General features: G+C 56.9%; 9 protein-coding genes. 5 read left to right on the top strand and 4 right to left on the bottom strand.

Annotated features, from left to right (window positions below; genetic code table 11):
- Positions 1-48 precede the first annotated feature (48 nt).
- Positions 49-438: a hypothetical protein gene (locus tag FS819_RS03235; protein ID WP_015915280.1), complete on the bottom strand. Its 390-nt coding sequence runs from the start codon at positions 436-438 to the stop codon at positions 49-51.
- 290 nt (positions 439-728) lie between these two features.
- Here FS819_RS03235 and FS819_RS03240 point away from each other — a divergent pair, with 290 nt between their 5' ends.
- The 4 genes from FS819_RS03240 to FS819_RS03255 all read left to right on the top strand — a co-directional run bounded on the left by FS819_RS03240 (position 729) and on the right by FS819_RS03255 (position 6,517).
- On the top strand, positions 729-2,300 hold the full coding sequence (locus tag FS819_RS03240) for a helicase HerA-like C-terminal domain-containing protein (protein ID WP_156550469.1): 1,572 nt from the start codon (positions 729-731) through the stop codon (positions 2,298-2,300).
- A gap of 570 nt (positions 2,301-2,870) precedes the next feature.
- Entirely contained in the window at positions 2,871-4,148 is a 1,278-nt protein-coding gene (locus tag FS819_RS03245) for a cation:proton antiporter (RefSeq protein WP_156550470.1), read from the top strand.
- 33 nt (positions 4,149-4,181) lie between these two features.
- Positions 4,182-5,585 (top strand): pyruvate kinase, encoded by a 1,404-nt coding sequence (pyk, locus tag FS819_RS03250; protein WP_156550471.1) that lies wholly within the window; start codon positions 4,182-4,184, stop codon positions 5,583-5,585.
- A gap of 11 nt (positions 5,586-5,596) precedes the next feature.
- Entirely contained in the window at positions 5,597-6,517 is a 921-nt protein-coding gene (locus tag FS819_RS03255) for an AEC family transporter (RefSeq protein WP_234624882.1), read from the top strand.
- A gap of 24 nt (positions 6,518-6,541) precedes the next feature.
- Here the strand turns inward: FS819_RS03255 and FS819_RS03260 are convergent, their stop codons facing one another.
- Positions 6,542-8,356 (bottom strand): HAMP domain-containing methyl-accepting chemotaxis protein, encoded by a 1,815-nt coding sequence (locus FS819_RS03260; protein ID WP_156550472.1) that lies wholly within the window; start codon positions 8,354-8,356, stop codon positions 6,542-6,544.
- Between the two features lie 342 nt (positions 8,357-8,698).
- Between FS819_RS03260 and FS819_RS03265 the strand changes: the two genes are divergently transcribed.
- Complete coding sequence (locus FS819_RS03265; protein WP_156550473.1) at positions 8,699-9,571, top strand: undecaprenyl-diphosphate phosphatase; 873 nt, start codon at positions 8,699-8,701, stop codon at positions 9,569-9,571.
- Between the two features lie 9 nt (positions 9,572-9,580).
- On the opposite strand, the gene FS819_RS03270 is transcribed toward FS819_RS03265, so the two are convergent.
- Positions 9,581-10,366, bottom strand: a complete 786-nt coding sequence (locus FS819_RS03270; protein ID WP_156550474.1) for an ATP-binding cassette domain-containing protein — start codon at positions 10,364-10,366, stop codon at positions 9,581-9,583.
- Between the two features lie 17 nt (positions 10,367-10,383).
- The gene (locus FS819_RS03275) at positions 10,384-11,697 is read right to left on the bottom strand and encodes a sugar ABC transporter permease (RefSeq protein WP_156550475.1); all 1,314 of its coding nucleotides are present in this window, start codon (positions 11,695-11,697) and stop codon (positions 10,384-10,386) included.
- Positions 11,698-11,850: the final 153 nt, after the last annotated feature.

Here is an 11,850-nt window from a genome sequence, read left to right on the forward strand (position 1 = left end):
TATTTGCAAGGTTTGAAATATTTGAAAGGACAGTCTGACTGGTGCGTGTTAGACGAACTGGCTAAGGCCCGGTACGGATGCCACGACCTTGTCCACGACTTCGTCACCAGCATGTTCGCGGGCAATGGCCATGGTTTCCTTGGCAAGCGCCGAAATTTCTCCCATGCCTAGTCCAAGGCTCATCAATTGCTGCCCGAGACCCATGATGCCGCCGCCGCCGATGGCGCTCATCAGGCCACCCAGCAGGCCGCCGCTCTTGCCTTCGCCATTGTGCATAGCCACCAGTTCAGGTGCGCCGGGCATGGCTTCGATCATCCGGGCAACCGCGCCGTCATCGGCTTCGCGCTGCAAAAAGCCCAGCATCATGCCAAGCGCCTTTTCCGCCGTGTCCGGGGCGATGCCGACATTGTCGGAAATGCGGGTGACCAATTCGCTCATGGGATGCTCCTCAAAGGTTTTTTGACGTTCACGTCAACGTAATTTACTCAGGCCGCAAACTCAAGCGGCAAGCGCCTTCAATCTGCTCAAAGCCGTGTGAAACCGCTGACGGAGTTGAGGATGTTCCATATTCTGCTAAGAACAACAAGTGCATGACCGAAGGGGCATTCGGCGATTGTACACGTCCTTCAATCGAAACCGGTTGAGGGAGAAGACCATGCAGCGCTTTAGGTGTTTGATAAAACGCCCGGTGCTGTTGTCGCGAAGGCGTGTCGAGGGGATGTGACGCGATGCTTGAAGATGGAAAATTGTTTCTCGGCGCCAGCCGCAAGCCGGATGATGCGTTTAACGCACCGGAATATCTGGATCTGAAACTGGCCAACCGCCACGGGCTGATCACCGGCGCCACCGGCACCGGCAAGACCGTGACGCTGCAAATCCTGGCGGAAGGTTTCGCCAGTGCGGGTGTGCCGGTGTTCTGCGCCGATATCAAGGGTGATCTGTCGGGCGTGGCCGCGCCGGGGGAGGCCAAGGATTTCCTGTTGAAGCGCGCTGAGGAGATCGGGCTTTCGCCCTATCCCTTCGCGGAATTTCCGGTCACTTTCTGGGATCTCTACGGCGAAAAGGGCCACAGGGTCCGCACCACCATCGCCGAAATGGGGCCGCTTCTGCTGGCTCGGCTGATGGAGGCCTCGGAAGCACAGGAAGGCGTGCTGAACATTGCCTTCAAGATCGCCGATAAGGGCGGGCTGGCGCTGCTGGATCTCAAGGATTTGCAGGCGCTGCTGACCTATATGGCGGAAAATTCCAGTGAACTATCGGGCCAATTCGGGCTGGTGTCGAAGTCCTCGGTCGGCTCGCTGCAACGGGCGCTGCTGCTGCTGGAAAGCCAGGGCGCCGACCAGTTCTTTGGCGAGCCGGCGCTGTCTATCCAGGATATCATGCGGGTTGCGCCGGATGGGCGCGGGACGATTTCGGTGCTGGCCGCCGACCGGCTGATGATGAACCCACGGCTTTATGCCACATTCCTGCTCTGGCTGCTTTCGGAACTGTTCGAGGAACTGCCTGAGGTTGGCGATCTCGCCCAGCCCAAACTGGTGTTCTTCTTCGATGAGGCGCATCTGCTGTTTCGCGATGCGCCAAGCGTTCTCGTCGAGCGGGTCGAGCAGGTGGTGCGGTTGATCCGCTCCAAAGGTGTCGGTGTTTATTTTGTCACGCAAAATCCGCTGGATGTGCCGGAAACCATTCTGGCGCAATTGGGCAACCGGGTGCAGCACGCATTGCGCGCCTATACGCCCCGCGAACAGAAGGCGGTGAAGACCGCCGCCGAAACCTTCCGGCCCAATCCGGCCTTTTCCTGCGAAGAGGCGATTACGGCACTTGGCACCGGTGAAGCGCTGGTCTCGACCCTTCAGGGCAAAGGTGTACCCTCCATGGTCGAGCGCACCCTGATCCGCCCGCCTTCCGCCCGCATCGGCCCGCTGACGGATAGCGAGCGGGCGACAATCATTGGCGCCAGCCCCATGGCGAACCTCTATGATCGCACCATCGACCGGCACTCGGCCTTCGAAATCCTGGCGGAACGTGCCGAAAAAGCCGCAGGCCACAGCGGAGCCGATGACCGTGCCGAAGGCACCAGCGCCGCCAGCCGCTGGAAACTGCCGGGCTTTGGCGATGAAGCACCAGACCAAAAAACCACCACCACCCGCCAAGCGCCTGACCGCACCGCACCCCCCGGTCGCCAACGCCAAACGGTGATCGAGGCAGCAATGAAAAGCGCCGCCCGCTCACTCGCCAGCCAAGTCGCCAACCAGCTCGGCCGGGCGCTGGTGCGGGGGATTTTGGGGAGCTTGAAACGGTAGGATATGCTCGCCTGGGGTATCATGGGGGCTGGTAGGGAGAGCTTCCCAGGAAAACGGAACCGGCTTCTGCGATCGGAGATACACGACAGCACCGTTCGCCATATATGACGCGCAAAGGTTCGCTGTAGCACTTTATATCTGCTGCATAATTTCCTCCTTAAGTCCGCTCCGATTTAAGGAGGAAATTGTGCCGTAACAAAAAGACAGAGTTTGCTCTGAACGATCAATATCGTTGGTTTCGCTCCAAATGCAGGATTTTCATCGCCTTATGAATGATCCACCGGTCTCTAGACGGGTGGTGGTAGGCTGATGGTCATGAACCAATACAATCTATTGTAGAAAAATAAGTCAATCAATCGCTATTTGGTGGAATTATTGCCTGTTTCGGGTGGAAATTTTAGCATGAAACAGCTTCATTTTTAATGAACAATATCGATATATTTTGTCATGAAACTGTCAGAATTGAAGATCCATCAAGATAATTGACTACGAAAAGATAGGTCATGAAAATAAAATGGCCCGCGTAGATTCATATATAAGGGGTTCTTTTTATTTAATATAGGAAGATCCATGTATATTAAGAACGTTGAATCAATTATATATTGTTCTTTGATTTTGATTCTGTCATTTTTTGCGTTTATATTTTTCAATGCAAAATTATTTAATACAAAAATACCAAAAATTATATTATATATTATATTCGGTATTTTTCTTGGGCCATATTCCCTCAATGTTGAAGATTGGTTTGAGCTTCATCGGGTAGGTGCGCGGATTGGTGAGATTTATGCCCTCAGTAACGTCGCTCTCGGTTTTTTGATTGTTACGTCCTTCTCGAATATCCGGAGTGCGGAAAAGCAAGTCGATCTCAAATCGTTGACCTCCTACATGGCGGGTACGTTCGCGGCCCTTCTTCTGGCGCTCTCGACGTCCCACATCGTTTTGCGCATTGCGCCGGGACTGACGTTTCCGTCTCAAACGGTCGGTGAGGAAAGAGCAACGATCCTTGTGCTTGCTTTGGCGGTTATCGTTACGTCCGTACCCTTTTTGACGAAAATCTTCATCGATCTCAAAATGATCGGGACCACCTTTTCATCGACGGTTCTCGTGTCGGCCTGTTTGCTGGATATTCTGATTTGGGCGGTGTTTCCCATCTCCGACGTGCTGCGAACGCAATCACAATTCGACCTTCTGCCGGTTTTGACAAGCTTGGTCATGACGTTGACTGCGGCTGGCGCTCTGTTTCTGGTAACCTTCTCCCTTGTCAAACTCTATGACACATGGGCGCAACGGCATGAGAGCAGGCAAATCGGCATTGCTTTCATCATCGCTGTCTCCCTGGCCGCCGCTCTGACGTCTGCCTCCTTGGGTGCAGGTCTCTTGCTGGGGATGCTGATTGCAGGATTATGTCTGGGGAGAGCAAAGTCTATCGCCGAGAACGGCATGCCGTTCCTCGCAAAGCTGGCGCAATGGATTTTTATTCCGGCATATTTCATCCTTGTTGGGCGAGGCCTGGTTTTCGATAATGCCATATCGATCTACGATATTGCCGTCTTCCTGCTCTGGTCATCCGCACTGAAGATAGCATCGGTGACCGTCACCCATTTCCTGATGTCGAAAAATGCCCGGCAGTCCTTCCTCAATGGGGTCGTGTTCAACACGCGCGGCGGTCCGGGGCTCGTGCTCGCCACCGTCGCCTATTCGATGAACCTCATCAATGTAAACGCCTTCTCGGCATTCGTTGTCGCGTCGATTCTCACTGCACCCGTGACAGAGCTTGTTCTCCGCTACCGGGCTGACCACGCAAAGACCTCCACCGTTGGCGATGCCGCGCTGGAAGGAACCCTTTAAATTTCACATAACCGCTTCATTCGGAGACCTCTCATGGCGTCTATAGGTATTATTGCAACCATTGGTCCGGTCTCGGCCAATTTCACCACTCTGCAAGCACTGAGAGAGGCCGGAATGACCGTTGCACGGCTGAATGGCTCTCATGGCAATCTTGAGTGGCACAGGCAAACCATTCGCCTGATCCGTGAAGCCGTTCCCGGTGTTCCGGTCTTGCTCGACATTCCGGGGCGCAAGATCAGAACGATCCAGCTCGCCCACGAGCCAAGCTTCAAGGAAGGCGAGATCCTGATCCTGACGACAGATATCAGCCATGACGGTACTGAAAAAGTACCGGTGAATTTCGATGGCCTGCATGAGCAACTGGCTCCCGGCATTCGGCTCTATGCTGACGACGGAACATTGTCCTTCCAGGTTGAGAGGATTGACGGGAGAGACATTCATGTGCGTGCCGGTGGCGATGGTACATTGCGGAGCCGGAAGGGCATTAACGTGCCTGAGGTCTCTCTCGGACGGGAACTCATTACATCAAACGACCGCACGATGGTCGATTTCGCCAGAGACAACAGGGTCGATTATCTCGGGATCAGCTTTGTGGAAAGCGCCGAACATGTCGATGCCATCCGTGGGCTGATCGGCGGTCGGGCACCTCGCATCGTCGCCAAGGTCGAGAATCAGGGTGGTCTTGATAACCTGGAGGACATTGTCGGCGCTGCTGACGTTATCATGATCGACCGCGGCGACCTTTCCGTGGAAACCAATGTCGATAGCGTTTCCGTGTTTCAGAAGCGGATTATCACAACAGCAAATGCCAATGGCAAGCCTGTGATTGTCGCGACGGAATTGCTGCATTCGATGATCGATAACCCCTATCCGACAAAGGCGGAAATCGGAGATATCACCAACGCCGTCATCGATGGTGCTAGCCTGTTGATGCTATCAGGCGAAACGGCAGTCGGGCGCTATCCGGTCGAGGCCGTCGGGCGGTTAAGGAATATCGCAGCCATTTCCCAGACCTATATCTACACGTCAGCGCCCCAAGATGCCCCCAAACATGAGATCGCACGCGCTGTAAAGGCCCTCATCTCCACTCTGCCGGTGGACAAGATCGTCGTCGTTTCGCGCAGCGGCTACGCTGTGGGCCTGGTCGCGTCGGCGTCCGTTCAGCAGCAGGTCATTGCCGTCCATGATGACCCTTGGGTGGCAAGGGCGCTGAACCTGGTGCCTGGTGTCTCCGGTATTCACCTTTCCAAGGTTGACTGGCAGGTGCCGTCTTCTGCGCTGCACGATTTGAAAGAGGTCAATGACGGCACATTGCTGAGTCCCGAAGACGTTGTGCTGATCGTCGGGGCAAACCAGGGTGATGACCGCGACTATTTCAACAGTTTCCAAACCCTGCGTGTCGGTGGAGCAAACCATCCCGCCTTGCAGCCGAATTGATGCCGGAGTTTATGCGCGTGCTGACAATACTCACGGCCTTGATCCCCATCTTCACCTTGATTTTGATGGGGTTCATTCTCCATCGCCGCACTCTTTTGGCGTCCGAATTCTGGATGCCGTGCGAGCGGTTGAACTACTTCTATCTCTTTCCAGCCTTGATGTTCAGCCAGATCGTGACGGCTGACCTTGCCGGTATTTCTCTATCCCTGGTCACAATCGCTCTTTTGGGAGGCATTGTGCTGGGCGGCAGTATCGTCTTTCTGTTGCAAGTGCTGTTTCCGAGACCGGGGCCTGTTTTTTCCTCCGTTCTGCAAGGGGCTTTACGCCCCAACACCTATGTTGCCGTTGCCGCCGCGACCGCCCTCTATGGTCAGCCAGGTTTGATGGTGACGGCTGTGGCCATCGCCATCACCATTCCGGTGCTGAATGTCGGATCGATCTTCATTCTGATGATCCATGGGGATAACGGCCCTGTCGGCAAAAGGCATATGGTGAAAACCATTGTTACCAATCCCGTCATTTTATCCGTGGTGATTGGTGGCGTGGTCAATCTTGCCAGCATACCAATGCCGGATTTCGTGACAGCCATTCTCAAAATTTTGGGAAGCGCTTCCCTGCCGCTCGGACTGTTAAGCGTCGGGGCCGGAATAGATTTTGCCGCTGTTCGCGCCTCGCGTGGCATGATTTGGCTGTCTTCGGCCATCAAGCTCGCTGTACTGCCGGTTGCCACCTATGGGATCGGTAAGTCGCTTGGCCTGACTGGCACATCTCTGGCAACGATCATCCTGTTTAATTCGCTTCCGTGTACGCCTTCCACCTATATCATGGCCCGGCTGTTCGGAGGAGATTATCGGATGGCGGCCAGCATCATCAGCATCCAGACAGCAATAGCAGCTGTGACGATACCTTTGGTGCTGGCCGCTTTGGTTTAGTGCATTTCCAGGAAGTGAAAACGCTTACGCCGCCCGGCGTCTCTGATTGCTGGTGGTATTGGGGAGTGTGAAGTCCGAGACCAGTTGTTGCAAACGCACGCTTTCCTGCGCAAGGTTGGCGCTGGCGGCGCTGGTTTCTTCTACCATGGCGGCATTCTGTTGGGTGACCTGGTCCATCTGGTTGACGGCGGTATTGACCTCCGACAGGCCAACCGATTGTTCACGCGAGGAGGTGGCGATGGCGTCCATCAGGCCGTTGATCGTCGTGACGTGCTGCTCGATGGCTTTCAGAACCTCGCCGGTTTCCTGCACCTGACGCACGCCGTTTTCCACTTCCTGGGTGGATTTGTTGATCAGTTCCTTGATTTCGCGTGCGGCCTTGGCCGAGCGTTGCGCCAGTTCGCGCACTTCTGTGGCGACCACCGCAAAGCCACGGCCCGCTTCGCCCGCACGGGCGGCTTCGACACCGGCATTCAGGGCGAGAAGATTGGTCTGGAAGGCAATCTCGTCGATCACGGTGATGATATTGGAAATCTGGTTGGAGGATTGCTCAATGCGCTGCATGGCGTTGATGGCTTCATTCACCACCTGGCCGGAATGCACCGCGCTGCTATTGGCTTCTTTCGCCACACCACGCGCCTCTTCAACGCGCTTTGAGGAATTGCTGACATTGACCGTGATCTGGTCGAGAGCGGCAGCTGTTTCTTCCAGCGATGCGGCTTGCTGTTCCGTGCGCTTGGAAAGGTCGTCCGCACTCTGGCTGACTTCGCGTGAGCCGTCGCTGATAGCATTGGCAGAGGTCGCAACGGTGGAAATCGTGCTGCCCAATTGGGCCACGGCGGTATTCAGGTCGAGGCGCAGAGCGTCGAATTCGGGGGCAAACGGTTCTTTCAGTTCAAAGCCGAGGTCGCCAGCCGCCAAGCGCTTCAGGCCAGATGCAAGACCTGCGGTGGCTTCCTGCAATTTCTTCTGTGCCGCTGCTTCGGCCTCCTGCTGAAGGCGCAGCTTGTCGGCTTCGGCCTTCTGGCGGTTGCTGGCGGCTTCGGCTTCCAGGGCACGGCTGTGGAGAATGCCGTCCTTGAACACCTGAAGGGCGGCGGCCATTGCACCGATTTCGTCCTTGCGGCTCATGTAAGGCACGCTGCCGCTGGTATCGCCGGAAGACAAGGTGCGCATATTGTCCGTGATGCGCTTCAAGGGGCGCACGACCCGCAGGCTGCTGATCAGTGCCGCACCGATGCCGATGCTGAACGCTAAGGCAAGAGCGATATAGGTCACGGTCGTGGCCAGGGAAATTTGCTCGGCGTTGGAGGCGCCCTCGTCTTTAACGTTGCTGGCCAGATCGTCAACAGCGGCCTGGATATCGTCACCGGCCTTGGCATAGGTCGCCAGGGAGTCTCCCAGAAACAGCTGTTTTGCCTCATCGGCACTGCCGCTGTCCGTCAATGTCTTGACCTTCTGCCACAATTGCTCGGCCTTGGCCCAGTCCTTGGAGAAGGTGTCGTAAAGCGCCTGATCTTCTTTGTCGACGATCAGCGGCTCATACTGCTTTCTAGCCTGCTCAAGTGCGGTATAGGCATTGTTCAGCGATCCCAGAAAGACGGCGCGTTGCTCCGGTGTGGCGGCACTGCGATAATTGCTCTGCGCAACGCGGATATCGCCCAGATCAGCATTGATCTGCCCCATAAGGATGAAGGAGGGAACCCGCTTATCGACGATCTGATTGGTCCCAACCGATATGGTGTTCAGCGACGTCACCGCATAAATGCCCTGGCCGACCACGACCAGAAGAATGACTGCGAACAGGGATATGAGAAGTTGGCCAAGAGAGATGCGCATTTTTAAAAATCTCCGGAGCCGCACGGCCCGCTTTCTTGCAGGGTTACCATTATGATGTTGCTAATCCTCAGTTTAATGGCAAATAGGTTTAAACATTAATAATGTTGAATAATATCAAGAAACCACATCCAACATTTTGATTTTCCCGCAAAAGGAGAAGGAGATGTGCGCGCTCGTCTTGGGAGATTAGCGCCATCGCAAATCGCGTACTTGCTGTACTGTTTTTGGTATTCTGTCACGATCCGGCAATATACTGTCTTGCTTATGCCATGGTCGCGGTTTCAAAACACCTGGCGTTTGATGCCAGAACGAGCGATGAGCGGGTAAGGCAAAGGGTACAAGATGGCGGATGCATGCGTGGTGGGTTCGGCAACGGGTTTTGTCGATCTGAGTTTTATCCAGACCGCGTTTCTAGGCGTGGTGCAGGGAGTGACGGAACTGGTGCCGGTGTCTTCCTCGGCCCATATGCGGGTGGTACCGGCGCTGCTGGGCTGGCCCGATCCCGGTGCCGCCTTTTCCGCCGCCATGCAGATGGCCGCGCTGGTTGGTGTGATCAGCTATTTCTGGCGCGACATTTACGGCCTGGCCAACGGTTCGATCAGCGCCGTGAAACGCCGCGACTTTGAGAATTTCGATTTCCAGCTGGTCTTGTGGATTCTGATCGCCACGCTGCCGATCATCGTCGCCGGGCTGGCGCTGTCACATACGCTGAACAGCTGCGGTTCGCCGCTGCGCAGCCTGTGGGCCGTGGGGCTGGCCTGTCTGGTCATGGGCGGGCTGCTGGCCGCCACCGAGCTTATGGCCAAACATCGCCGCGATCTGCCCAGTATTCGCCCGCTGGATATTCTTCTGGTCGGCATCGCCCAGGTCGGCGCGCTGATCCCCGGCGTGTCACGCTCCGGCGCGACGATGACGGCGGCCTTGGCGCTGGGCTTCAAGCGGGAGGAAGCAGCGCGCTTTTCCTTCCTGCTCGGCCTGCCAGCCATTCTTCTGGCCGGTCTCAAGGAGGTCTGGGAATTGCACAAGCTGGCGCTGGACAGCCATGGCTGGGCGCTGCTCGGTGTCGGCCTGGTGGCGGGCGGCATCTCCTCGCTCATCGCCATCTGGGGCCTGATGCGCTTTCTGGAGCGCTTCTCCACCTGGCCCTTCGTGATCTACCGGATCATTCTGGGCGTGGTGCTGCTGGCGGCCGCCGCCTCCGGCATGGCGTCCTAAACCTGGGTCTCAAACCACCTGCATCGCGCCGGGGCCAGGCACGGCACCCGGCGGCACTTTGCCGATGATGATCATACCCAGCACTTCATCCTTGGTGACATCCTGAGTGCGGGCGTGGCCGACCACTTTGCCGTTTTTCATCACGAACACCCGGTCGGCCAAATCGAAGACGTCGTGAATGTCGTGGCTGATCAGGAAAATGCCGATGCCTTCCTTTTTCAGTTGCAGGATCAGCTCGCCCACCTGGGCGGTTTCCTGGGGGCCGAGCGCTGCGGTCGGCTCATCCATGATCAGGATGCGGGCATCGAACAGGATGGCGCGGGCAATGGCCACCGATTGTCGCTGGCCGCCTGACAGCGCTTTCACCGGCTCCTTGAAGCGCTGGAAATTCGGATTGAGCCGCCCCATCACCTCGCGCGCCTTGGCCTCCATCGCCACATCATCCAGCGTGCCCCAGGGGGTGCGCAGCTCGCGTCCAAGATAAAGATTGGCGGCGGCATCGACATTGTCGGCAACGGCCAGCGTCTGGTAGATGGTCTCGATGCCGTGGCGCTTGGCATCACGCGGATTGCTGATATCGGCTGGCTGGCCATTGATCAGGATCTCGCCGGTATCGCGTTTATAAGCGCCCGACAGGATCTTGATCAGCGTCGATTTGCCCGCACCGTTATGGCCGAGCAGGGCAACGACCTCGCCTGCATGAAGATCCACCGAGGCATCATCGACGGCATGAATACCGCCGAAGGAGATGGAGATATTCTTCATTTCCACAAGAGGCGTGTTCTGTTGTGTCATAACGTTTCTCCTGCTTTTTATCGGGTGCGGGCGCGGTAAACCGTATCCAGCCAGACCGCGACGACCAGCACCATGCCGATGACGATGCTTTGCAGCGGCGTATCCATGCCCAGCAGCACCATGCCCGAATTCAGCGATTGCATGACGATGGCACCCAGTACCGCACCGGCAATGGTGCCAGCCCCACCGGCCAGCGATGTGCCGCCAATCACGGCTGCGGCAATGGTGTAAAGCTCGTCCAGCGTGCCCTGCGCATTGGTGGCGGCATTGAGACGGGCGGTGGAAATCGCTGCGGCAATGGCGCAGAGCGCGCCCATCAGCGCAAAGATCCGCACTGTCACCCAGCGGGTTTTGATGCCCGCCAGCACGGCGGCTTCCGGATTGCCGCCAATGGCAAACACATAGCGGCCAAACCGGGTGCGGTTGGTGATGAAATTCATGACCATGGCGATACCAAGCGCGATCAGCACCGGAATGGCAATGCCCAGCGAAATCTCCAGTCCGCTGTCGGGCCAGGCGATATTGTTGGCCTCGGCATATTTGCGGGCCAGATTGACCGGCATGTAATAGCTATTGAGCACGCTGACGGAGCCGAGCACCGCGCCGCAGCCGATCAGCCCCATGAAATATTCGGCCCAGATCGGCTTTAGCGGAAAGCCGAAACGCTTGCGCTGACGGCGCGACTGCAGGATCGACAACACGATGAACACGCAGGCGATGATCCCCACCACCCAGCTGGCAGTGGCCCCAATTGAGCCATCCGCGCCGCCGCCCATCAGGCGAAAACGGGTATCCATCGGCGCGACCGTCGCGCCGCTCGTCACCATCCAGGCGCAGCCGCGCCAGACCAGCAGACCACCGAGCGTGACGATGAAGGACGGCACGTTGAGAAAGGCGATGATCGCGCCCTGAAACGCCCCGATTGCCGCGCCGATGACAATGCCGAGCGAGAGCGCCAGCACCCACATCAGCGGATGGTCATAGCCGAGCAGAACCGGCAGAAACTTGGTTTGGGTGACGGCCATCATCATGCCGACAAAGCCAAGGATCGACCCGACGGACAGATCGATATTGCGGGTAACGATAACCAGCACCATGCCCGTGGCCATGACAGAGACCGACGCGGCCTGAACCGACAGGTTCCACAGGTTGCGCGGCGTCAGAAACAGTCCATCCGACAGAATGTGGAAGCCGAACCAGATGAACAACAGTGCGACCACCATGCCCATCAACCGGGTGTCGATTTCGGTGGCGTTCAAAAACCGCCGCCAGGGACTGACCGTTGACGGACGCGCACTGCTGGATGCTGCGCCAAGTGTGTGATCCACCATGGATCGGTTACTCCTCTATGATCTTCCGGCAGATGTATCGCCGCACAACTGGGAGCGGCGATATGGGATTGTTGAGCGCTTTCAAACGGAAACGGCTTTAAAACAGAGGATCAGTGCATATCTTGGCTTCGCCCTTCATCCGCAGCGCCGGTT

The sequence above is a fragment of the Allorhizobium sp. Av2 genome (assembly GCF_021462805.2).
GTDB lineage: Bacteria > Pseudomonadota > Alphaproteobacteria > Rhizobiales > Rhizobiaceae > Allorhizobium > Allorhizobium vitis_G.

What these genes read in the sequence shown, in the direction of transcription:
- FS819_RS03275 (WP_156550475.1), bottom strand. Translation starts at nt 11,697, where the DNA reads ATGGTGGATCACACACTTGGCGCAGCATCCAGCAGTGCGCGTCCGTCA.
- FS819_RS03240 (WP_156550469.1), top strand. Translation starts at nt 729, where the DNA reads ATGCTTGAAGATGGAAAATTGTTTCTCGGCGCCAGCCGCAAGCCGGAT.
- FS819_RS03260 (WP_156550472.1), bottom strand. Translation starts at nt 8,356, where the DNA reads ATGCGCATCTCTCTTGGCCAACTTCTCATATCCCTGTTCGCAGTCATT.
- FS819_RS03235 (WP_015915280.1), bottom strand. Translation starts at nt 438, where the DNA reads ATGAGCGAATTGGTCACCCGCATTTCCGACAATGTCGGCATCGCCCCG.
- FS819_RS03265 (WP_156550473.1), top strand. Translation starts at nt 8,699, where the DNA reads ATGGCGGATGCATGCGTGGTGGGTTCGGCAACGGGTTTTGTCGATCTG.
- pyk (WP_156550471.1), top strand. Translation starts at nt 4,182, where the DNA reads ATGGCGTCTATAGGTATTATTGCAACCATTGGTCCGGTCTCGGCCAAT.
- FS819_RS03255 (WP_234624882.1), top strand. Translation starts at nt 5,597, where the DNA reads ATGCGCGTGCTGACAATACTCACGGCCTTGATCCCCATCTTCACCTTG.
- FS819_RS03245 (WP_156550470.1), top strand. Translation starts at nt 2,871, where the DNA reads ATGTATATTAAGAACGTTGAATCAATTATATATTGTTCTTTGATTTTG.
- FS819_RS03270 (WP_156550474.1), bottom strand. Translation starts at nt 10,366, where the DNA reads ATGACACAACAGAACACGCCTCTTGTGGAAATGAAGAATATCTCCATC.